The sequence below is a fragment of the Rhodanobacter aciditrophus genome, assembly GCF_050026795.1.
Lineage (GTDB): Bacteria > Pseudomonadota > Gammaproteobacteria > Xanthomonadales > Rhodanobacteraceae > Rhodanobacter_A.
Window position 1 is genome coordinate 1 of the sequence record NZ_JALBWP010000005.1, and the last position, 22,879, is coordinate 22,879.

Annotated in this window: 17 protein-coding genes; 11 read left to right on the forward strand and 6 right to left on the reverse strand. The window is 69.4% G+C overall.

The window, feature by feature from the left end; translation table 11 throughout:
- Nucleotides 1-178: 178 nt before the first annotated feature.
- Together ACQGNW_RS00045 and ACQGNW_RS00050 are read right to left on the reverse strand one after the other, a co-directional pair.
- Nucleotides 179-967 carry a hypothetical protein gene (locus ACQGNW_RS00045; RefSeq protein ID WP_426661016.1) on the reverse strand — a complete coding sequence of 263 codons (789 nt, stop codon included), beginning with the start codon at nucleotides 965-967 and terminating at the stop codon, nucleotides 179-181.
- Between the two features lie 280 nt (nucleotides 968-1,247).
- The gene (locus ACQGNW_RS00050; protein ID WP_426661017.1) at nucleotides 1,248-1,808 is read right to left on the reverse strand and encodes a DNA-3-methyladenine glycosylase I; all 561 of its coding nucleotides are present in this window, start codon (nucleotides 1,806-1,808) and stop codon (nucleotides 1,248-1,250) included.
- Nucleotides 1,809-1,917: 109 nt separating this feature from the next.
- On the opposite strand from ACQGNW_RS00050, the gene ACQGNW_RS00055 reads away from it, so the two are divergent.
- Both ACQGNW_RS00055 and ACQGNW_RS00060 read left to right on the forward strand, forming a co-directional pair.
- Nucleotides 1,918-2,790, forward strand: coding sequence for a DMT family transporter (locus ACQGNW_RS00055; protein ID WP_426661018.1), 873 nt, complete (start codon nucleotides 1,918-1,920; stop codon nucleotides 2,788-2,790).
- Between the two features lie 159 nt (nucleotides 2,791-2,949).
- On the forward strand, nucleotides 2,950-4,074 hold the full coding sequence (locus tag ACQGNW_RS00060) for a sterol desaturase family protein (RefSeq protein WP_426661019.1): 1,125 nt from the start codon (nucleotides 2,950-2,952) through the stop codon (nucleotides 4,072-4,074).
- A gap of 7 nt (nucleotides 4,075-4,081) precedes the next feature.
- Here the strand turns inward: ACQGNW_RS00060 and ACQGNW_RS00065 are convergent, their stop codons facing one another.
- Both ACQGNW_RS00065 and ACQGNW_RS00070 read right to left on the reverse strand, forming a co-directional pair.
- Entirely contained in the window at nucleotides 4,082-5,029 is a 948-nt protein-coding gene (locus ACQGNW_RS00065; protein ID WP_426661020.1) for a pyridoxal-phosphate dependent enzyme, read from the reverse strand.
- Entirely contained in the window at nucleotides 5,026-6,024 is a 999-nt protein-coding gene (locus ACQGNW_RS00070; protein ID WP_426661021.1) for an aldose 1-epimerase, read from the reverse strand. Before ACQGNW_RS00070 ends, ACQGNW_RS00065 begins: the two co-directional genes overlap by 4 nt.
- Before the next feature lie 76 nt (nucleotides 6,025-6,100).
- Between ACQGNW_RS00070 and pepN the strand changes: the two genes are divergently transcribed.
- Entirely contained in the window at nucleotides 6,101-8,746 is a 2,646-nt protein-coding gene (pepN, locus tag ACQGNW_RS00075) for an aminopeptidase N (protein WP_426661022.1), read from the forward strand.
- Between the two features lie 49 nt (nucleotides 8,747-8,795).
- Here the strand turns inward: pepN and ACQGNW_RS00080 are convergent, their stop codons facing one another.
- On the reverse strand, nucleotides 8,796-8,981 hold the full coding sequence (locus tag ACQGNW_RS00080) for a hypothetical protein (RefSeq protein ID WP_426661023.1): 186 nt from the start codon (nucleotides 8,979-8,981) through the stop codon (nucleotides 8,796-8,798).
- A 768-nt stretch (nucleotides 8,982-9,749) separates the two neighbouring features.
- Between ACQGNW_RS00080 and mnmG the strand changes: the two genes are divergently transcribed.
- The 7 genes from mnmG (at nucleotide 9,750) to ACQGNW_RS00115 (ending at nucleotide 20,836) form a co-directional block, all read left to right on the forward strand.
- Nucleotides 9,750-11,624, forward strand: coding sequence for a tRNA uridine-5-carboxymethylaminomethyl(34) synthesis enzyme MnmG (gene mnmG, locus ACQGNW_RS00085; RefSeq protein WP_426661024.1), 1,875 nt, complete (start codon nucleotides 9,750-9,752; stop codon nucleotides 11,622-11,624).
- Nucleotides 11,625-11,698: 74 nt separating this feature from the next.
- Nucleotides 11,699-12,463, forward strand: coding sequence for an RDD family protein (locus tag ACQGNW_RS00090; protein WP_426661025.1), 765 nt, complete (start codon nucleotides 11,699-11,701; stop codon nucleotides 12,461-12,463).
- Between the two features lie 137 nt (nucleotides 12,464-12,600).
- On the forward strand, nucleotides 12,601-14,931 hold the full coding sequence (locus ACQGNW_RS00095) for a Tex family protein (RefSeq protein WP_426661026.1): 2,331 nt from the start codon (nucleotides 12,601-12,603) through the stop codon (nucleotides 14,929-14,931).
- A 230-nt stretch (nucleotides 14,932-15,161) separates the two neighbouring features.
- Nucleotides 15,162-15,533, forward strand: a complete 372-nt coding sequence (locus ACQGNW_RS00100) for a DUF805 domain-containing protein (protein ID WP_426661027.1) — start codon at nucleotides 15,162-15,164, stop codon at nucleotides 15,531-15,533.
- Nucleotides 15,533-17,776 carry an FAD-binding protein gene (locus ACQGNW_RS00105; RefSeq protein ID WP_426661028.1) on the forward strand — a complete coding sequence of 748 codons (2,244 nt, stop codon included), beginning with the start codon at nucleotides 15,533-15,535 and terminating at the stop codon, nucleotides 17,774-17,776. The genes ACQGNW_RS00100 and ACQGNW_RS00105 overlap by 1 nt, the downstream gene beginning before the upstream one ends.
- Entirely contained in the window at nucleotides 17,773-18,795 is a 1,023-nt protein-coding gene (locus tag ACQGNW_RS00110) for a hypothetical protein (RefSeq protein ID WP_426661029.1), read from the forward strand. The genes ACQGNW_RS00105 and ACQGNW_RS00110 overlap by 4 nt, the downstream gene beginning before the upstream one ends.
- Nucleotides 18,796-19,003: 208 nt before the next feature.
- Nucleotides 19,004-20,836: an autotransporter domain-containing protein gene (locus ACQGNW_RS00115; protein ID WP_426661030.1), complete on the forward strand. Its 1,833-nt coding sequence runs from the start codon at nucleotides 19,004-19,006 to the stop codon at nucleotides 20,834-20,836.
- Between the two features lie 161 nt (nucleotides 20,837-20,997).
- On the opposite strand, the gene ACQGNW_RS00120 is transcribed toward ACQGNW_RS00115, so the two are convergent.
- Complete coding sequence (locus ACQGNW_RS00120) at nucleotides 20,998-21,861, reverse strand: YbaY family lipoprotein (RefSeq protein WP_426661031.1); 864 nt, start codon at nucleotides 21,859-21,861, stop codon at nucleotides 20,998-21,000.
- Between the two features lie 393 nt (nucleotides 21,862-22,254).
- Between ACQGNW_RS00120 and ACQGNW_RS00125 the strand changes: the two genes are divergently transcribed.
- The gene (locus tag ACQGNW_RS00125; protein ID WP_426661032.1) at nucleotides 22,255-22,836 is read left to right on the forward strand and encodes a helix-turn-helix domain-containing protein; all 582 of its coding nucleotides are present in this window, start codon (nucleotides 22,255-22,257) and stop codon (nucleotides 22,834-22,836) included.
- Nucleotides 22,837-22,879 lie beyond the last annotated feature (43 nt).

Below are 22,879 nucleotides of genomic sequence, written 5' to 3' on the forward strand. Positions count from 1 at the left end.
CCGCGTGGCCGTGGTGGGGGCGGGGGGGTGGGCGGCCGGCGCGCCGATCAGCAACTGGCCGCCGACCGCTAGCAAATTGTTTTGTTAACCATTTAAGGGTGTTCTTTAATCGGGCACAAAACGAAGGGTAGCCGGCGCCTGGCGCGGGAGCCGCGGGAACCGGGATCGGCCGGGTGGATCAGCCGCCCGGGCGGCCGACGTGGGTCGGGTGATCCGGGATCTGCGGGCGCTCCGGCAAGTTGGGCTTGCCGGCGAAGTCCGGCCTGCCCCCGACATCCGGCTTGCCCGCGAAATCGGGCTTGTTCGCGAAGTCGGGGCGGCCGCCATGGCTGTCCGCGTCCGGATGGCTGTCCATGTGGTCCTTGCCGAATTCCACCTTCGCGACCGAGACGTGCGCATGCGCCCCGGCGGCGGCGTGGCCGGCAGCGTTCGGCGAGCGCATCACCTCGCCCAGCTTGAAGCCCATGCCGTTGGCGATCTGGCCCCAGCCCTCGCCCGCGGCACGCGCGGCGAGCACGCCCTTGAGGTCCACCGTGGTGCCGTCGGCCAGCACCATGGTGCCGCCGTTCAACGCGGCCTCGAGTTCGGCCGCGGTGGGATCGGTGATGCCCGACTTGGCCAGGCTGGCCTCGGCCAGCGACAGGGCGATCTTCACGTTGCCGTAGCCCAGCTTGCCGGTGTCCGGCGTGAACGTGGTGGTGGTCGTGGTGTCCGGCGCACCGTTGGTGCCGGCAACGGTCTCGGTCAGCGTGATCGAGCTGCCGTTGCGCAGGCCGTCCACCAGTGCCTGTGCGTTGGCGTCGGAGCCGGCGAATGTGGTGAACTCGGTGGTGAGCCGGGTCGACTCGTGGCTCGTGGTGGTGGAAGTGGCAGTGGTGCTGGCGGTCTGCGCCAGCGCCGGCGTGATGGCCAGGGCCGCAACGACGCTGGCGGCCAGCAGCGCAAGCGTGAATTGACGCGTCTTCATGGATCTCTCCCGGAACAATTTGGTTGGCGTTTCCCCCTGATTTCCCTTCGTGCGGGCCGCGAGCAGCCTCCCTTGCCTGTCGCTGGATCCGCTCCCCGTGCATGCGGGAGGGCGAGTCGTCGGTTGGCAGCGGGCGACAGCATTTCGCAGCCACCCCATCGCTGCAAGTACCGTTCGTCGGCGAATTCAGCACGGATTCCAGGAAAAATGTGCCGTGCGTTCAGGATGCGGAAAACTGCATGCAGCGGATCACATTTTCTGCACGCGATTCACCGCGCGCTCACACCTGGCGATGACGAAAACAACCGACCAGGTGATCGTTGATCATGCCGGTGGCCTGCATCAGCGAATAGCAGATGGTGGTGCCGACGAAGCGGAAGCCGCGCTTCTTCAGCGCCTTGCTCATGCGGTCGGAGAGCGGCGTGCTGGCGGGCACCTCGCCCTTGTCCTTCCAGCGGTTGCGCAACGGCTTGCCGTCGACGAAGGACCACAGATAGCCGTCCAGACTACCGTACTCGTCGATGACCTCCAGCGCGGCGACGGCGTTGTCGCGTGCCGCGGTCACCTTGAGCCGGTTGCGGATGAGGCCGGGGTCGAGCAGCAGCTTCTCCAGCTCGCGGTCCTTCATCGCCGCCACGCGCGCGATGTCGAAGCCGTGGAAGGCCTTGCGATAGTTGTCGCGCTTGGCCAGCACGGTGCGCCACGACAACCCCGCCTGCGCGCCTTCCAGGCACAGGAATTCGAACAGCGCATCGTCGTCGTGCAGCGGCACGCCCCATTCGGTGTCGTGGTAGGCGCACATCAGCGCGTCGTCGGCGCTGGCCCAGTGGCAACGTTGCATGGAGCGGTTCCGGCTTGGCGCGCTCGGCGCGGGACGAGGTAGTGAACCCTTCCCGGCCGCCGTCCGCAAGCAGCCGCTACACTCGCGCCTTTCCCGACGCCTGTCGCCCATGCCTTCCTCACCTGCCCCACGCGGCGCCGTGCTGGCGCTGCTCGCCACGATCGGTCTGTGGGCCTACAGCTGGGTGGTGATGAAGCAGGTGCTGGCCTACGCGGGGCCGTTCGATTTCGCGGCGCTGCGCTACCTGCTCGGCGCGGCGGTGCTGTTCGCGGCGATGCTGCTGGCGCGGCAGTCGCCGCCGCTGGTGCCCACGATCCTGATCGGCCTGTGCCAGACCGCGGCGTTCCAGGGACTGGAACAGTGGGCGCTGGTGAGCGGCGGCGCGGGCCACGTGGCGCTGCTCGCCTACACCATGCCATTCTGGGCAGTATTGCTGGCCTGGCTGATCCTGCACGAGCGACCCGCGGAACGGCACTGGCTGGGCCTCGCGCTCGCCGGCATCGGCCTCGTCTGCATCATCGAGCCGTGGCGCGGGCTGGGCAACGCAACCAGCACCGCGCTGGCGATCGCGGGCGGCATGGCCTGGGCCGGCGGCACCGTGCTGAGCAAGCGGCTGTTCCGCCGGCACGCCGTCTCCGCGCTCAACCTCACCGCGTGGCAGATGCTGGCCGGCGGCGTGGCGCTGGGCCTCGTGGCACTGGCGGTGCCGCAACGGAGCATCGCATGGAGCGGCGCCTTCGTCGCGGGCCTCGCCTACAGCGTGCTGATGGCCTCAAGTCTCGCTTGGTGGCTATGGTCGATCGTGCTGCGCCGGCTGCCCACCACGGTCGCCAGCGTCGGCAGCCTGGGCGTGCCCATCGCGGGCGTGCTGCTGGCCTGGGCGATCCTCGATGAAGTCCCGCGGCCGATGGAGTGGCTGGGCATCGCCTTCGTGCTGCTGGGACTGTGCGCGGTGAGCGGGGTGCGCCTGCGGCGCCGGTAGGAGCACACCCTGCGCGCGTCGATTCCGGCGCCTCGGGCGGAGCCGGAAGCACTCGCACACGGCGTGCGCCCCTGCGTCGCAAGTTCGCACGTCACGCGTTCAGCGCGATGGCGCGGCCGCGGCGATATCATTCCGGCGTCGTCCCCCGCCGATATGCCGATGCCTTCCCTGTCTCAACTGTGGTCCCACCTCGTCGACTGGCTGAGCAGCCATGCCGTGGCGCCCGCGCTCGACCTGCTGCACCTGGGCAAGCTGTCTGGCGACCCGCGCGACATCGCCGCCTCGCTGCTGATCGCGGCGCTGCAGATCGGCATCATCGGCCTGCTCTTCCGCCCGCTGGAGACCTTCTTCCCCGCGGAAAGATGGAGCGACCGCAAGCTCACCCTGGTGGACCGCAACTACACGGTGATGATGCTGATGGGCATCTTCCCGCTGTTCACCTACCTGATCCTGATGCCGTTCAGCCACCTGTTCGGCGGCGCCGATACCGCCACCTCCAGCACCGGTTCGCCGCTGGCGATCACGCACTGGGCACCGTGGTTCAACGGTCATCCCTACGTACTGTTCGGCGTGTATTACGTGCTGTACGACTTCACGTACTACTGGATGCACCGCACCCAGCACGCACTGCCGTGGTGGTGGGCGCTGCACAGCATGCACCACAGCACGCGACAGATGAGCTGCTGGACGAACGACCGCGGCAACCTGATCGACGGTTTCATCCAGTCGATGATCCTCGCCGTGGTGGGCCTGGCGATGGGCGTGGACCCCGACGAATTCGCCTGGCTGATGCTGCTGGGCGAACTGGTGCAGAACCTGTCGCACACCAACACGCGACTCGGCTTTGGCCGGCTGTTCGAGCACGTGTTCGTCGACCCGAAATTCCACCGCCTGCACCACATGCTGGTGGACCCGGAGCGGCCGAAGCTGCACAACTGCAACTTCGGCCAGGTGCTGTCGATCTGGGACGTGCTGTTCGGCACCGCGTTGTACGGCGAACCGCCGCGCCCCACCGGCGTGGGCGACCCGGTGGTGGACGCGGACAACAACCACGGCCTGCTCGGCCTGCACTGGGCTTCGACGAAGCGCTTCCTGTGCACGGTATTCCGGCTGGAGGGCTGGAAACCGGGCGAGGTGGCATTCGACCCGGTGAGCCTGCGCCCGGTTCCGGTCGACCAGCTCGACCTGCATGCGCTGGCGCACCACCGGCCGGGCAGAGCCGCCGCCGCCACCGCGGATGCGGCGGCGGACGTCACCGCGGTCGAGGAATCCGCGGCCGCCTGAGCCGCCCTCACCAGGGCAACGCGTCGAGGTCGACGTTGCCGCCGGTGAGCACCAGGCCCACGCGCCTGCCGGCGAAGCGCTGCGGCTGCCCGAGGATCGCGGCCAGTACGGTGGCGCTGGACACTTCCACCACCTGCTTCAATTCGCTCCACAGCAGGCGCATCGCGGCGACGGTTTCCGCGTCGCTTACCGCGATCACTTCCACGCGATGCGCACGCAGGGCGTCGAAATTCGGCGTGCCTATCAACGCACGCAGGCCATCGCACACCGTGTCCGGCGACAGGTTCGCGACGCGCGCGCCCGCGGCCAGCGAACGCGCCGCGTCGTCGGCGCCGGCCGGCTCGGCGCCGAACAGCGCGAGCTCCGGCCTGAGCGCGTGCGCGGCGATCGCCACACCCGCGGCCAGCCCGCCGCCGCCCACGGGCGTGATCAGCACGTCGAGTTGCGGCACCTGCCGCAGCAGCTCCAGCGCGATGGTGCCCTGCCCCGCCATCACCCGCGCATCGGCGTAGGGATGCACCAGCGCGGCGCCGGTCCGTGCCTGCACTTCCGCGCACATTGCCTCGCGCGCGGCCTGCGTGGGCGCACAGCGATGCAGCGTGCCGCCCGCGCGGGCGATCGCGTCGAGCTTGGCCTGCACCGCGCCTTCGGGTACCACCACGTGCGCCTGGATGCCGCGCGTGGCGGCGGCCAGCGCCAGTGCGTTGCCGTGGTTGCCGGAGGAGTGCGTGACCACACCGCACGCAGCTTCCGCATCCGCCAGCGACCACACCGCGTTGCAGGCGCCGCGGAACTTGAACGCACCGCCGCGCTGCAGGTTCTCGCACTTGAAATGCAGCTCCGCGCCGGCGAGCGCGTCCAGCGCCGCGCTGCGCAGCACCGGCGTCACCGTGGCATGTGGCGCGATGCGCGCGGCGGCATCGCGGACGGCATCGAGGTCGGGCAACGCGTTCATGCCGTGACGACCTCCACGCCGCAGCGGTAGCGTCGTTCCGCGCCTGGTTCCAGCCGGATCGCGGCGACGCATTCGGGCCGGTTGAACGCGTTCGCCATGCACTCCATCGGCTCCAGCGCCATCGCGCGGCGACGGTCGCGGCCGACCGTGTCGGCGGTGAACGCGTGCATCAGGCCGCGGCCCTGCCACACCATCAGGGCGCGGCCGCTGGCCGGGTCGCGCAGGTGCGTGCGTATGCGGCCGTCGGCATCGGCCTGCAGGTCGGTGTAGCCCTGGTCGATGATGCGGTCGCCGATCATGCGCGGCTCGCGGAAATCCAGTGCGGGCGCGTCGTCCAGCGCCACGTACGCCGCGTCGCCCGGCAGCGCGATCAGGTCGGCACCGGTGCGCACCAGGGTCTCGGCGGGAACCGCCAGCTGCCAGCCGTCCACGGTGCCGTCGGCCAGCCGGAAATACGGATGCCAGCCGAAGAAGCACGGCGCCACGCTGTCGCCCACGTTGCGCATCACCGCCTCCAGCGCGAGGCCGGCGGCGTCCAGCGTGAACGTCACCGCGAGATCGATCGCATGCGGGTAACCCGGCTGCGGGCGGATCGCCGCGGTGGCCAGCGTGACCCGCGCGCCACGCGCGTCCGCCTCCAGCGCCTGCAGCTCGAACATGGCGCCACGCACGAAGCCGTGGCGACTGGCGCGCGCGTCACCGGACGCGCCGGGCTGCAGGTCCTGCGCCACGCCGTCGAAGCTGTAGCGCGCGTCGGCGATGCGGCCGGCGAACGGCACCATGATCGCGAAGCGCGAGCCGGAGTGTGCAGCGATCTCGGCATCGTCGCGGTAGCCGTCGGCGTAGTCGTGCCACGCGCCGCCTTCGTTCGCCTCGAAGTTCAGCAGCGCGGCACCGAGCCGCGCGATGCGCACGCGGCGGCCGCCTGCGGCATCCTCCAGCTGCACCACGGGCTGCGTGCCCAGCATGGCTTCGGCGGCGTGGAAGCGCGTCATCGCAAGCTCCGGTTGAAGGCGGGTGGGAGACCCCGCATGTTAGCCTGATCCATCCCCGCACCCGACATTTCCCGCGATGAACGCACGTCCCGAAGCCGCCAGCCAGCCGATCCGCCTAGCCGACTATCGGGCGCCCGCGTGGCGGGTGGAACGCGTGGAGCTGGACTTCGAACTGGGCATCGACGCCGCCGAAGTAGCCGCGAGGCTGCTGCTGCGCCGTGATCCCGCGCAAGACGAACCGCTGCGCCTGGACGGCGAGAACCTCGAACTGCTGTCCATCGCGCTCGACGGCCGGCCGTTGCCCGTCGACGCGTACCGCCTGATCGACGGCGGCCTCGAAGTGGACGGCGCCCGCGACGGCAGCGTGCTGGAAACGCGGGTGCGCGTGCATCCCGCCGCGAACACCGCGCTGGAGGGCCTGTACCTGTCCGGCCCGCGCGACACGGGTTTCCTGCTCACCCAGTGCGAGGCGCAGGGCTTCCGCCACATCACGTATTTCCTCGACCGTCCCGACGTGCAGTCCAGCTACTCCGTCACCCTGCGCGCCGACCGCGCGCGCTTTCCGGTGCTGCTGGCCGGCGGCAACCCCGACGGCGCAGGCGAACTCGACGGCGGCCGCCACTGGGCGCGCTTCGTCGACCCGCATCCCAAGCCCAGCTACCTGTTCGCGCTGGTCGCCGGCCGGCTGGAAAGGATCGAGCGCGGCTACCGCACCGCCGACGGCCGCGACGTGCAGCTGAAGATCTGGGCCGAAGCCGACGCCATCGGCCGCTGCCAGTACGCCATGGACGCGCTGGAACGCTCGATGCGCTGGGACGAGCGGGTCTACGGCCGCAACTACGATCTCGACGTGTTCCACGTGGTCGCCACCCACGACTTCAACATGGGTGCGATGGAGAACAAGGGCCTCAACATCTTCAACGCGAAATGCCTGCTGGCCGACCCGGACGCCAGCACCGACGACGAATACCGCCGCGTGGAGGCGGTGATCGCGCACGAGTACTTCCACAACTGGAGCGGCAACCGCGTCACCTGCCGCGACTGGTTCCAGCTCTCGCTGAAGGAAGGCTTCACCGTGTTCCGCGAGCAGAGCTTCTCGGCGGACATGAACTCGGCGCCGCTGAAGCGCATCGAGGACGTCTCGCTGCTGCGCCGCGCGCAGTTTCCCGAGGACGCCGGCCCGCTGGCCCACCCGGTGCGCCCCGCCGAATACCGCGAGATCAACAACTTCTACACCGCCACCGTGTACGAGAAGGGCGCCGAACTGGTGCGCATGCTGGCCGGCCGGCTGGGCGAGGAAGGCTTCCGCCGCGGCACCGACCTGTACTTCGCGCGCAACGACGGCCGCGCCGCCACCATCGAGGACTTCCTCGCCGCGCTGGGCGATGCCAACGGCGTCGACCTTACGCCCTACCTGGCCTGGTACGGCCAGGCCGGCACGCCGCGCGTCAGGGCGCAGGGCGCGTACGACGCCGCGCAGCGCACCTACACGCTCACCCTGTCGCAGCACCACGCGCCCAGCGCCAGGCAGCCGCACAAGCACAACCTGCCGATCCCGGTGAAGCTGGCGCTGTTCGGCGCGGATGGCCGGATGCTTCCCATGCAGATGGACGGCCAGACGCCCGCCAGCGAGACCGTGGTGGTGCTTGCCGATGCCGAGCAGCACTACGTGTTCCGAGACTTGGGCGAGCGCCCGGTGCCTTCGCTGCTGCGCGGCTTCTCCGCGCCGGTGATCCTGGAATGCGATTACACGCCGGCCGAGCTCGCCCTCCTGCTCGCCCACGACCCCGACGGCTTCAACCGCTGGGAAGCCGGCCAGCAGCTCGCCCTGCGCGCGCACGATGCGCTGCGCGACGGCGCCGGCCCGCACGGCGTCACCGCCTGGTGCGACGCGCTGGCCACCCTGTTCGACGACCCACGGCTGGACGCCGCCCTGCTCGCCGACCTGCTCACCCCGCCCGGCGAGGTCGAGCTGGCCGAACGCGAGCCGCTGGTCGATCCGGAACACATCCATGCCTTGCGCCGACAACTGCAGCTGCGCCTGGCCACCCGCATCGGCCGCGACCGTCTCGACGCGCGCTACCGCCGGCTCGCCGCGCAGGCGACCGCCGCGCTCGATGCCGGCAGCCAGGCGAACCGCCGCCTGAAGCAGCGCGTGCTGCAACTGCTCGCGCTGCTCGATCCGGCGCTCGCCTGCGCACACGCTGCCGCGCAGTACCGCGATGCACCCGGCATGACCGACCGCCTCGGCGCGCTCGCCGTGCTGGCCCGCCATGACGTCGCGCGCGGCGCGGAACCGCTGGCGCACTACCGCGCCCGCTACGCGGATGATCCGCTGGCGCTGGACAAGTGGTTCGCCCTGCAGGCGCAGTTGCCGGGCGAGAGCACGCTGGCGCGCGTGCAGGCGCTGGAAGCCGACCCCGCCTTCACCCTGAAGAACCCGAACCGCGCCCGCGCCCTGCTGGGCACGTTCGCCAGCGGCAATCCCACCGGCTTCCACCGCGTGGACGGTGCAGGCTACCGGCTGTACGCCGAACGCCTGCTTGCGCTGGACGCCTTGAACCCGCAGATCGCGGCGCGCCTCGCCACCGCGTTCAACGGCTGGCAGCGGCTGGAACCGCAGCGCCGCGAGGCGGCCCGCGCCGCACTCGCCTCGCTGGCCGCCTGCGACAAGCTCTCGCGCAACCTTGCCGAGATCGTGGGCAACATGCTCAAGGCCTGATCGCCTCCGCCGGAATGGAGCCGCAGGAGGCGCGGCTCAGCGGTATCGCTCAGACCGGCAGGCTGCTCAGCGCGGTGCGCAGCCGCACCATGCGCGATTCCAGCCGCGGCTGCAGCATCGCGCGTTCGGTCTCGGCGCGCTCCTGCAGGGTTTCCATCGCCATCTCGATCCGGCCGATCTCGATCAGCAGGTCGTGATGCGGAAAGAACTTCTCGAAATCGATGTTCATGCCCATGGCGTCGTCTCGCAACTTCCCGTTTGCCCAGGGAGATGCATCGGTCGTGCCAAAGTGTGATTTGCATCACACTGCCTGCCAGGCCTGTTTTCCGGAACTGACGCCGGGCGTCAGCAATTGCCCATTGGCCGGCAAAAACTCCCATTTCAGTCACCGCGTGTTCACGTGCTTGCGGTGAATATCGACCCACGGTCTGGCGGCAAAGACGGCCAGGCATCCTCGAGTTTCACGGTTTCTGGCGCCCGGCAATACGGTCATCCTGGATTCCCCCTGTTCCTGAGACCGCCGGGCGCCAGATCTCAACGACGAAACCCCGCCTTAGCGCGGGGTTTCGTGTTTCCGGGAGCCGGATTCCCGCCCCACAAAAAACGACGGCGCCCCGAAGGGCGCCGTCCTGCTTCCTTCCATGGCACGCGATCAGGCCCCTGTCCTCCCGATCGCGGCGTGCGTGTCCGCACAGCCGCTGCCCATGAAAGTGCGGGACAGGCAAAGCAGATTGCATGCCAAGCCCCTTGCCGGAACCGCGCGGTACCATAGCCGCCCCGGTTTCCAGCCAGCTCCCGACGATGCTCCACCCCATCCACTGCGACGTGATCGTGATCGGCGGCGGGCGAGCCGCGATGGCCGCAGGCCAGGCGGGCTGCCGGTGGCAGGCCGCCAGCGGCGAGCGCCCGAGGCAGGAAGCCGCGGGCCGGGCGACTTGGCGAGGCCAGGAAGGCCGAGCCTGGTCGCCGTCGTGGCCCCCAAGTTCATACCGAGTCCCTGACCATGCTTCACCCCATCCACTATGACGTGATCGTGATCGGCGGCGGCCACGCCGGCACCGAAGCCGCGCTTGCGGCCGCCCGTTGCGGTGCGCGCACCCTGCTGCTCACCCACAGCATCGAGACGGTGGGCGCAATGAGCTGCAACCCGGCCATCGGCGGCATCGGCAAGGGCCATCTGGTGAAGGAGATCGATGCGCTGGGCGGCGCGATGGCCCATGCAGCGGACCTTGCCGGCATCCAGTGGCGCACGCTCAACGCCTCCAAGGGCCCCGCCGTGCGCGCCACCCGCTGCCAGGCCGACCGCGCGCTGTACCGCGCCGCGATCCGTCGCATCGTGGAACGCCAGCCGAACCTGGAGCTGTTCCAGCAGGCGGTGGACGACCTGATCCTGGAGGGCGGCCGCGCCGTGGGCGTGGTGACGCAAATGGGCGTTTCCTTCCGCGCCAGGTCCATCGTGCTCACGGCGGGCACCTTCCTCGCCGGCAAGATCCACGTCGGCCCGGCGCAGTACGCCGGTGGCCGCGCGGGCGACCCGCCGGCCAGCAGGCTGGCAGCGCGGCTGCGCGAGCTGCCGCTGGCGGCCGATCGGCTCAAGACCGGCACGCCGCCGCGCATCGACCGGCGCAGCATTGACTTCAGCGGCCTGGAACAGCAGCCCGGCGACGATCCGGCGCCGGTGTTCTCCTACCTGGGCACGCGCGACCAGCACCCGCGCCAGGTCAGCTGCTGGATCACCCACACCACCGAGCGCACGCACGAGCTGATCCGCGGCGCGCTGGACCGCTCACCGCTGTACACGGGCCAGATCGAGGGCGTGGGTCCGCGCTACTGCCCGTCGATCGAGGACAAGGTGGTGCGTTTCGCGGAGAAGTCCTCGCACCAGATCTTCATCGAGCCGGAGGGACTGGACAGCTTGGAGATCTACCCGAACGGTATCTCCACCTCGCTGCCGTTCGACGTGCAGCTCGACCTGGTGCACTCGATCAAGGGCTTCGAGCGGGCCCACGTCACCCGGCCCGGCTACGCCATCGAGTACGACTACTTCGATCCGCGCGGCCTGCAGCCGTGGCTGGAAACCAGGGCGATCCCGGGCCTGTACTTCGCCGGCCAGATCAACGGCACCACCGGCTACGAGGAGGCCGGCGCGCAGGGCCTGATCGCCGGGCTGAACGCCGCGCTCGGCGCACAAGGCAAGGCACCGTGGTACCCGCGCCGCGACGAGGCCTACATCGGCGTGCTGATCGACGACCTCACCAGCAACGGCACCATCGAGCCGTACCGCATGTTCACCTCGCGTGCCGAATACCGGCTGCACCTGCGCGAGGACAACGCCGACCTGCGCCTCACCGGGCAGGGGCACGCGCTGGGCGTGGTGCCGCAGGCGCGCTTCGATGCGCTGCGCGAAAAGCGCGACGCGGTGGAGCGCGAAGCGCAGCGCCTCGGCGCGCTGTGGGCGGCGCCAAACAACGCGCTGGGCGCGGCGATCGAGCGCCAGCTCGGCGTCGCGGTGAGCCGCGAAACGAATGTGCTGGATCTGCTGCGCCGCCCGGAACTGGACTACGCGAAGCTCACCGCCGTCGCCGAACTCGGCCCGGGCGTGGAGCGCGAGGACGTGGCCGCCCAGGTCGAGGTACAGACCAAGTACGCCGGCTACCTGGAACGGCAGCGCGAGGAGATCGAGCGCCAGCGCCGTCACGAGCAGACCGCGATTCCGTCCGGCTTCGATTACGACAGGGTGCGCGGCCTCTCCGCCGAAGTACTGCTGAAACTCAAGCGCTCGCAGCCGGCCACCCTCGGCCAGGCCGCGCGCATCAGCGGCGTCACCCCGGCCGCGATCTCGCTGCTGCTGGTGCACCTTAAGCGCCACGCCGCCTGAGCCGCGTGCGGCGCGCTCCACCGCCGCGGCCCGTGGCATGATGCCCGCATTCACCAGCGCGAGGAGTGTGCACGATGGAAATCTGGATCGGACGGGACGGCGAGCGCCACGGCCCCTACAAGGAAGAGGATGTGCGGCAATGGCTGCGCAGCGGCCAGGTGAGCGGCAGCGATCTCGCCTGGCGCGAGGGCCTCGCCGACTGGCAACCGCTGTCGACCCTGTTCCCCGATGCGGCGCGCGACGGCGTCCCCGCGTCCGACAATCCCTACTCGGCGCCCGTCGCGCCGATGCAGAACCTGCCGCAGACCACCGCCGCGGCGCTGGAGGATCACGCCGGCTTCTGGAAGCGCGTGGCCGCCTACATCCTTGATGCGATCCTGCTGTACATCGTGTTCCGGGTGATCGGTACGTTCTTCGGCGTCTCGGCCGCCCAGGAAGCGATGAAACAGGAGATGCTCGGCGGCACGCCCTTCATGCAGGCGTACGAGCATTTCTACAGCGGCATGTGGCTCTACACATTGCTGACCACGGTGCTGACCTGGCTCTATTTCGCGTTCTGCGAAAGCTCGGCCTGGCAGGCCACCGTGGGCAAGCTGGCGCTCGGCATCCGGGTCACTGACATGCAGGGCGCGCGTATCAGCTTCCCGCGAGCGCTCGGCCGCTACCTCGCGAAATACCTCAGCGCGATCATCCTCTGCATCGGCTTCATCATGGTGGCCTTCACCCGCCGCAAGCAGGGCCTGCACGACCTGATCGCGGGCACGCTGGTGCTGAACGGCCGCGCCAGCGAATTCAGGGACGCGCCCACGAAGTCGACGAGCGGCTCGTTCAGCGCCTGATCTGCCGTTCCGGACCCGCGGCGCCGGAGGCGACTCCGGCGCCGTTTTCGTTCCCGACGGCCCCGCACCCGCTTGCTATCATCGCCGGCCCGGCCGCAGGCGCCGGCCCGTTCCGCCGCAAGGAATCCGATCCACCCATGCCCAGCATCGAACAACGCATTGCCCAGGACATCGCCGCCAGGACCGAACAGGTGCGCGCGGCGGTCGAGCTGCTCGACGGCGGCGCCACCGTGCCGTTCATCGCGCGCTACCGCAAGGAAGTCACCGGCGGCCTCGACGACACCCAGCTGCGCCTGCTGGAAGAACGCCTGCGCTACCTGCGCGAGCTGGAGGAGCGGCGCGCGGCGATCCTCGCCAGCGTCGAGGAACAGGGCAAGCTTTCCGACGAGCTGCGGAACGAACTCCTCGCCGCCGACACCAAGGCGCGGCTGGAAGACCTCTACCTGCCCTACAAGCCCAAGCGCCGCACCAAGGCGCAGATCGCCCGCGAGGCCGGGCTGGAGCCGCTGGCCACCGGCCTGCGCGAGGACCCAACGCGCTCGCCGGAAGCGTTCGCCGAAGCGTTCGTCGACGCGGACAAGGGTGTGGCCGACGTGCGCGCCGCGCTGGACGGCGCCCGCGCGATCCTGATGGAAACCATCGCCGAGGACGCCCACCTCGTCGGCGAGCTGCGCGACTGGCTGTGGGAGAAAGGCCAGATCCGCGCGAAAGTCGTCGAAGGCAAGGAGCACGAAGGCGCGAAGTTCCGCGACTACTTCGACCACGTCGAGCCGATCGGCAAGATTCCATCGCACCGGCTGCTGGCGCTGATGCGCGCGCGCAACGAGGGCATCATCGAGCTCGACCTGCAGCCGGCGCTGGACGCCGAGCAGGGTCACGCCGAGGGCGAAGGCCGCGTGGCCGCGCATGCCGGCATCCACGACCGCGGCCGCGCCGCCGACACCTGGCTGCGCGAGACGGTGCGCCTGACCTGGCGCGTGAAGCTGCACCTGCACCTCACGCTGGACCTGTTCGGCCGCGTGCGCGAAGGTGCCGAGGACGAGGCGATCCGCGTGTTCGGCGACAACCTCAAGGACCTGATGCTGGCCGCGCCCGCCGGCGCGAAGACCGTGATGGGCCTGGACCCCGGCATCCGCACCGGCTGCAAGGTGGCGGTGGTCGATCCCACCGGCAAGCTGCTGGCCACCGACACCATCTACCCGCACGAGCCGCGCCGGCAGTGGAACGAATCGCTGGCCGCACTGGCCCGCCTGTGCCAGAAGCACGGCGTCGACCTGATCGCGATCGGCAACGGCACCGCCTCGCGCGAGACCGACAAGCTGGCCGGCGAGCTGATCAAGGGGCTGGCGAAGAGCCACCCGGAGCACAAGCTCTCGAAGATCGTGGTGAGCGAGGCCGGCGCCTCGGTGTATTCGGCGTCCGAACTGGCGGCCAAGGAATTCCCCGAGTTGGACGTGAGCCTGCGCGGCGCCGTCTCGATCGCGCGCCGCCTGCAGGATCCGCTCGCGGAACTCGTGAAGATCGAGCCGAAGGCGATCGGCGTGGGCCAGTACCAGCACGACGTGAACCAGGTGAAGCTGGCCCGCGCGCTGGACGCCAAGGTCGAGGACTGCGTGAACGCCGTGGGCGTCGACGTGAACACCGCCTCGGCCGCGCTGCTCTCGCGCGTGGCCGGCCTCTCGGCCAGCGTCGCCGAGAACGTGGTGAAGCATCGCGACGCCAACGGCCCGTTCCCCAACCGCAAGGCGCTGCTCAAGGTGCCGCGCCTCGGCGACAAGGCGTTCGAACAGTGCGCGGGCTTCCTGCGCGTGACGGGCGGCGACAACCCGCTGGACGCCAGCGCGGTGCACCCGGAGGCGTACCCGGTGGTCGAGCGGATCATCGCCCAGTGCGGCCGCGAGGTGCGCAACATCATCGGCGACACTGGCTTCCTGCGCGGCCTGAAGCCCGAGCAGTTCACCGACGAGCAGTTCGGCGTGCCCACCGTGCGCGACATCCTCAAGGAGCTGGAAAAGCCCGGCCGCGACCCGCGCCCCGAGTTCGTGGCGCCCAGCTTCGCCGAGGGCGTGGAGGACGTGAAGGACCTCAGGCCCGGCATGATCCTGGAAGGCCGCGTCACCAACGTCGCCGCGTTCGGCGCCTTCGTCGACATCGGCGTGCACCAGGACGGCCTGGTCCACGTGTCGGCGCTGTCGCACACCTTCGTCAAGGACCCGCGCGACGCGGTGAAGGCCGGCGACATCGTCAAGGTCAAGGTGATGGAAGTCGACCTACCGCGCCAGCGCATCGGCCTGTCCATGCGCCTCGACGACGAGCCGGGCCAGAGCCGCGGCCGCGCAAATGGCCAGCCCGGCGATGCGCGCCGCGACGGCCGCGCGCCCCGGCCTGGCGCCGGCCAGCCGAAGCAGGCGCCGCCGCCTATCAACAACGCCTTTGCCGAGGCGCTGCTGCGCGCCAGGCAGCGCTGAGCGGCGGTGAACGCTGAGCCCCCCGGCCCGGCCACGGATGGCCGGTCACGAACCGGCCATCGCAGGCGGCTGATCCGCGGAGGCGCATACGGAGATGCACCGGGCGCGCCGGCAGCAAATGCCACGGGATGCGGCAATCCTCACAAGCGCCGGCACCCGCCCGCACCGCCGAGGCAGGCCTGATAGACTGCCGCGACGCGGGCCACCCCGCGCAAGGGAATGCACGGACGATGCGAACGATCCTGACTTGGTTGGGTTTCCGCGGGCGCCTGCGCCGCGCGCGTTTTTTCTGGATGGCGCTGGTGAGCGCAATCGCCTTCGCGACGCTTTACCTGGCGATCGACCGTTTCAGCCACAGCGCCACCCTGGTGCTGTATCCACCGGCCTTTGCGGTGTGGCTGTCGCTCGCGGTACGGCGCCTGCACGACCAGTCGCGGCGCGGATGGTGGCTGCTATGGCTGGTCGTGCCGCTGGCCGGCCCGCTGCTGGTGGCGGTCCTGCTGTTGTTGGTCCGCGGCACACCGGGCGACAACCCGTTCGGCGAGGACCCGCGTAGCGAGGGCCAGGACTACCTGTCGGTCAGCATCCACGAGGCCGCCTGATGCGCGCGCCCGAGCCTGCCGGCCTCGTCGTCAACGACGTCACGCGACTGAATCCGATATCGGTCTGGGCGGTGGCGGCACCGACCAGCGTGGAGGAAGTCCGCGACGCGGTGCTGCGCGCCGAGGGACCGATTTCCATCGGCGGTGGGCATTTCAGCATGGGCGGGCAGACCGCCAGCCCGGGCAGCCTGCACCTGGACATGCGGCGGCTCAACCGCGTCCTTGCGTTCCATCCGGAGCAACAGCGGCTGCGCGTGCAGGCAGGCATACGCTGGTGCGACATCCAGCGCTTCATCGATCCGCACGACCTGGCCGTGCAGGTCATGCAGACCTACGCCAACTTCACCGTCGGCGGATCGCTCAGCGTCAACGCGCATGGCCGCTACGTCGGGCTCGGGCCGCTGATCCTCTCGGTGCGGCGGATCGCGGTGGTGCTCGCCGATGGCTCGCTGGCGGAGGCGTCGCCGGAGCAGAACGGCGAACTGTTCTTCGGCTGCATCGGCGGCTATGGCGGGCTGGGTGTCATCGTGGAAGCGGAGCTGGCGCTGGCCCGCAACACCCGCGTGCAGCGGGAGCATGCCTGCATGCCCACCCGCGACTACGCCCGCTGGTTCCGCGAGACGGTGCGCCACGCGTCCGACGCGGTGTTCCACAACGCCGACCTCTATCCGCCGCATTACACGCACGCGCGTGCCGTCACCTGGCGCACCACGACACAGGCCGCCACCGTGCGCGACCGCCTGCAGAGGCCGCGACGACACTACCCGTTGCAGCGCTACTTCTTCTGGGCGTTCACCGAAACGCGCTCCGGCAAGTGGCGGCGCCAGCGGCTGCTCGATCCGTTGATCTACCTCGGGCGGCCGGTGCACTGGCGCAACTACGAGGCCGGCTACGACGCCGGCGAGCTGGAACCGGGGTCGCGCCGGCATGCCACCTACGTGCTGCAGGAGTACTTCGTGCCGGTGGCGCGGCTGGACGACTTCGTCGCGCGCATGGCCGAGATCCTCAAGCGGCACCGGGTCAACGCGGTCAACGTCTCGGTCCGCCATGCCCTCGCCGACCCAGACTCGCTGCTGGCCTGGGCGCCGGAGGAAGTATTTGCCTTCGTGCTCTACTATAAGCAACGCACGCGCGAGAACGCGAAGGCGCGCGTGGCGGTATGGACGCGCGAGCTGATCGACGCGGCGCTCACCTGCGGCGGCCGCTACTACCTGCCCTACCAGCCGCACGCCACCCGCGAGCAGTTCCACCGCGCCTATCCGCGCGCCCGCGAGCTGTTCGCGCTCAAGCGCCGGCTCGATCCGGACTACCGCTGGCGCAACGTGCTGTGGGACACCTATTACGCGCCGGAGCTGGAGTCGCCGATGGATGCTGCCCCGACGACCCCGCCCGCCGGCGATTTCCAGACCGTCTACGGGACGGTGCAGGGAAGCGACGGTTTCTACCGCTTCCTGCAGAACGTCTACCGGCTCTACCCGGAAGACCGCTTCCACACCCTGATCGCCGAACTGGTACGCCAGCACCCCGGCAACGACGAAGACATCTATCGCGCGCTGCAGGTCCGGCTGCCCGCCATCAAGCCGTTCCTCGCCGACCTGGGCTACGCCCTGCCGTCGCTGGCCCGGCAGAAGCGCGAGATGACTAGGCAGACGCTGGAGCTGCTCGGCGAGCGGCGCCGCTTCGACGGCTATCTGGAAATCGGCAGTACCGGACGCTACCTAGGCCACCTGCGCCGGACGCTGGAACTGCGCGGCGACCGCGTGCTGGTCAACGACATCGCCCCCGGCTACTCGCCGGTGGACATCGTCGAGCGCGGAGGGCTGCGCCAGCACGCCCGCCACGTGCCTCTGGACGACTATGCGCCCTTGCCTGCCAGGGCGCTTGCGGACGCTTCGATCGAGCTGGCGACCTGCTACATCGGGCTGCACCACGCGCCGCTGGGCCGGCTGGACGACTTCATCGCCTCGATCGTCCGCGTTCTGCGCCCCGGCGGCCTGTTCATCCTGCGCGACCATGACGTTGCCGACGAGGGCATGCGTGCCATGGCGTCGCTGGCGCACGCGGTGTTCAATGCCGGCCTCGGCACGCCGTGGGAGGACAACGCGCGCGAGCTCCGGCATTTCCGCAGCATCGACGCCTGGATCGAACTGCTCGACCGGCATGGTCTGGTGCCCACCGGCCAGCGACTGCTGCAGGCCAACGACCCCACGCTCAACACCCTGCTCTGTTTCCGGCGCGCATGAACACCCGGCTGCGTGCGCTGCTGCTGGCTGGAGCGACGGCGCTGTCGATCGGCGTCGCCAATGCAGCGGCCCCCGCCCGCCTGCATGTGCCGGCCGCCGACCGGCGCGCGCCGGCGCAGACGTATCTCACCTTCCCGGAATGGTTCCTGGTGTTCAGTCCGGCCGAATACGCCGACCTGCTGCGCCACGGGAGCCCCGACGCGTTTCCCTGGTTCGCCCACATCGGGCAGTTCTGGAGCGCCTACGGGCGGGTGACCGATGCCACGCGCGGCTATCCGTTCAACGGCGAGTACCACACGATGATCATGGTCATCGGCACCAGCACCACCGTCGAATACGGCCTGCGCGGCACCTACGAAACGCTGGTCGGGCGCCTGACTGCCCTGACCGCCCCGCCCGGCGCCACGGCCGAAGACCGGCTGGCCGCGCGCGAAGCGCAGGACTACGTGGACTTCATCCGCGTGCGGCCGTGGTACGAATTCGACTTCGCCGCGCGGCTGAAGACCCTGTGGACCCGGACGCCGCTGACCGGGCCGCACCTGCTGCGCAAATGGGAGCGGCGTTACCTGCTCACCTCCGAATGGGGTGCCAAGGCGGTTTACGGCTGGCTCATCGGCAAGGCCACGCATGCTGCCTACGACACGCCCCGCGACACCACGCTTGCCGTCGTCCGTGGACTACCCCCCGGCCTCGCCGTCGCGGGCATGCGCCGCGTCCGCACGCAGGGCGGTGCCGTGCTGGTGGCGCTGCCGCGCTACCAGGCCTTTACCGCGGCCGCGACGGACATCGCCCGGCATGGTGCGCGGTTCACGGAGATCGCGGGCAACCGTGGATCGATCCTGGTCAGCCGGGTCGTGCCGGTATCGACTCCCCCGCCGCCGACGGCCCGCGTGCTCATCCACCAGCCCATCCTGACCCAGCCTGGCTGGCAGCGGCAGGTGCTGGAGGTTCCGATCGCCGACCTGTCGGATGTCCTGACTGGCGATAATGTGCCGGTCGAGCACGTCTTCGACTATTGATGGCGGCTTCCCGGGGCTTGGCGGGATGCCTTCCTCCGGCGCCGGGTGTGCCCGCGCGGAATCCGGCAGAGATGGCCGTAGCCAGACCGTGGAGACCGCGCCTCCGATCCGGGTGCTGCGACGCGACGCAGCATGCGCAGACGTATGGACATGCGTTACCGTAACCCCGCCATAACAAAAAACCCATCCTGCAAGGAGTTTTGCCGCCATGCTTCGTACCCGTCACCTGGTGGGCGCCATCACTGCCGCCCTGCTGTTCAGCACGGCCGCCAGTGCCACCGATTTCAGCAAGGTCGTCGTGTTCGGCGACAGCCTCAGCGACGCCGGCAACCTGTCGCTTTCGCAGGGTTCACCGACGCCGCTGCGTTTCACCACCAACCCGGGCCAGACCGCGGCGGAACTGGTTGCCGCCGGACTGGGCAGCCCGATCCAGGCCTCGCTGCTGGGCGGCACCGACTACGCGTTCGGCGGCGCCGGCGTGGTGCAGGGCGTGGCCCCCGTGCCGACGCTGCCGCAGCAGCTCCAGATGTACCTGGCCGCCAACGGCGGGCATGCCGATTCGAACGCGCTGTACCAAGTCTGGGGCGGCGCCAACGACATCTTCTACCTGACCGGCACCACCACCGACCCGAATGCACTCGCCGCCGGCACGATCAACGCGGCGAAGACCGAGCTCGGCCTGCTGGGCCAGATGCAGGCAAACGGCGCCCGCTACGTGGTGGTCTACAACCTGCCGAACATCGGCAGGACCCCCGAGGCCCTGGCTGGCGGCGCGGCGGCCTCGGCCGGCGCCACCCAGCTGTCGGTACTGTTCAACGGCACCTTGAACACGGGCCTCGCGCAGCTCAGCGGCCAGGGCCTCAACGTGATTCCGGTGAACACCTACGCCCTGATCAACGAGGTGACCGCCAATCCGGCGGCCTACGGTTTCAGCAACGTCACCACGCCGGCCTGCAACGGCAGCTCGGTGCAATGCGGCCCGCAGGGTTCGGGCCTGCCGTTCTCCTATGCTCCCGGCACCGACCAGAGCTACCTGTTCGCCGACGGAGTGCATCCCACCACGGCGGCGCATGCGATGCTGGCGCAGATCGTGTTGTCGGAACTCGCCGCCCCCGGCCAGATCTCGCTGCTGGGCGAGGCGCCGCTGGCCGCGAGCACCGCGCAGACCCGTGCGATCCGCAACGAGATGCTGGCCGACGGCAACGGCAGCGACACCCGCGCGTTCGTCAACGTGGACTATGCGCATCAGCGCTTCGACGGGCAGGCGAACTCGCCGAAGACCACCAGCAACAACGTCAACCTCACGCTGGGCGTGGACGTGCGCGCCAGCGACAACATCTCGGCCGGCATCGCGCTGGGCGTGGGCCAGCACAACGCCGACTTCACCGGCGGCGGCGGCTACAAGCTGCAGGACGTGAGCGGACTGGGCTACGTCACCTGGCACCAGGGCGGCGGCTACGTGGGCGGCTACGCCGACTTCGGCCAGTCCAACTTCAGCGACATCGACCGCCGCATCGCGATCGGCACCGCATCGCGCAGCGAGAGCGGCAAGGCCGATGGCTCGCACCTGGGCGGCGGCCTCACCGGCGGGTGGTGGTTCGACCTCGGCAGCCTGCGTACCGGCCCGTTCGCGAACGCCGAGTGGCAGACGGTCAAGGTGAACGGCTACAACGAGAACGGCAACGACAGCACCGCGATGTGGTTCGGTCGCCAGCAGCGCAACGCGCTGATCGGCACCCTGGGCTGGCGCGTGCAGGGTCACTGGCAGGCCGGCGGCACCATGCTGGCGCCCTACGCCGAGATCGCCTGGAACCACGACAGCAAGGCGGATGCGCGCGCCGTCACCGCAGGCCTCAACAGCATGAACGGCAGCTTCGCCCTGCCCGGCTACATGCCGGACAAGACCTGGGGCACCGCCGACTTGGGCCTGTCCGCGCAATTCACCCCGCAGTTCAGCAGCTGGGTGGGCTACAGCGGCCGTTTCAGCGACAACAGCCAGAAGTACAACAGCGTCAACCTTGGCGTGAAGTACGCCTTCTGACGCTCCACGGCCGGCAGCCCGCGTGGGCCGGCCGGCTACCTGGAAGCGCGGCCATGGATGGCCTTCCGCCCGCTCTGGCGCCCGGGGATGACCGCAACGAAAAAGCCGCCCGCGCTGCGGACGGCTTTATCATGCCTGGCCGGTCCCGGCCGGGGCGCTTCTTACTTCTTCCGGTTGCCGCCGGCGAGGTTATAGATGCTCAGCGCCTGCTGGCGCAGGCTGGAGGTGTCGTCGGCACCCAGCTCGCCGGTCTTGTCGCCGGTCTGCTCCTCGTGCAGCACCACCATGCCGTTCTCGGTCCAGCTGGCGCGCTCGATCAAGCTGGGCTTGGCGTCCTTGCTCGCCTTCTTCTGCTGCACGGCCACCCACGGCGAGCCGTTCCTGTAGGCAAAGTCGGTGCTGGTAAAGCCCTTGTCACCGTAATCCACCAGCTCGCGGATCACCTTCACCTCGCCGTTCTGGCGAAACACCTGCCAGCCGCGCGAGGCATTCGGCTCCAGCTTGGTGCCGCTGGACACCTTCATCCCGCCGATCTGCTTGATCAGCGCGTTGAAGTCGGCCAGGTCCTTCTCGGCCGGCGTCTGCTCGGCCACCAGCTCGATCGAGGCTTGGTTCTTGTTGCCCTTGGTCAGCACCGGGGCCTGGATGGGCATGGCGTAGTGGCGGGCGCCGTCGGTGAGGATGGCCTTCACCACGTACAGGTCGGCTGGGTTGATCTCGCCCGGCTTGAAGTTCAGTTCGAACGAATAGGGGAAGGTGGCGCCCGAGGTCACCGTCTTGCTCGCCACAGGGGCCGCGCCGGCCTGGGAGGACGACACGTCGACCAGATTGATCACCAGTTGCGCATTCGGCGACGGCTGGATCGGGCCGCGCACCGTAATCGTGCCGCTCACGGAACCGGCGGTGGCGACCGCTGTCGAACTGGCGCTGGCGGCGCCGTTCTCCGTCTGCGACGACGCCGAGGAGCCGCAGCCGGTCAAGGCCAGCACGGCCATCGACATCACCGACAAAACCATCTTGCGCATGGGGGGTAAACCTCGTTGCTGAATTGGATCGGGCACGGAAACCGGCAGCGGGGGAAACGCCTTGGGTTTCATCGCGGGGGAAATTCCGAGCATAGCCCAAAAGGCATGGCTACGGGAAAGTCAAGCCGGTCTACCCGCAATTTTGCGTGAACGCATACAAAACGGCCATATCGCGCCTGTCAACGAAATTTCTTGGCGACGCTTACGGTTTTCCATGGGAGACTCTGTCCCACCCACCAAGGGCCGCGGAACTTGGAACAAGGATGCAGGGGCTGGGCCGCAACCACAAGAACATCCCTTGCCAAGACGGTTTCTTTACGCCGCAAGCACATTCTTTCGGCGTCACAACGCGCAGACTTGCGCCCAATTCCTGTCAATCTACGGCCATCCCCCATGAGCACGCAGAAACTTCCGCACGACCCCCTCCAGTCGACCTTCGCCGACCGCATCAAATTGCTTATCCAGCGCGTGGGCAGCGCTACCGAGATCGCCCGCATGTGCGGCTTTTCCGAAGGCGTGGTACGCAGCTGGCGTGACGGTCATACCGACCCTTCGCGCGCACGCTGCGTCACCCTGGCCCGCACGCTGGGCATCTCGCTGGTCTGGCTGGTAGCCGGCGAGGGCGCCCTGCAGATGGACCCGAACACGACAGGCGGCGACGACCCGCAGTTCAGCTCCGAAACCATCGCGCCGCACCGCGCGCGCAGCCGTCTCGGCCCTATCCAGCGCATGACGGCCCAGCGTGCGGATATCGCAGTCGATCCGCAACGCCTGAATACCGCCATGCAGATCCTGCAGTCGGAGCTGGAATTGGCGAACAGCCCGCTGACGCTGGCCGACAACACCGACTTGCTCACCAGCCTCTACGAGATGCTGGGCAGCGACGGCTCCAGCGTGGACGCCGCCGCCATGCTGAAATTCAACCGTCAACTGGCCGAGCGCATCCGCGCGACCAAGGTGCGCGAAACCGCCTGAGCCCGCGCGACGCGCATTGCAGGCAAGGCGCGGCGCTTGGAAG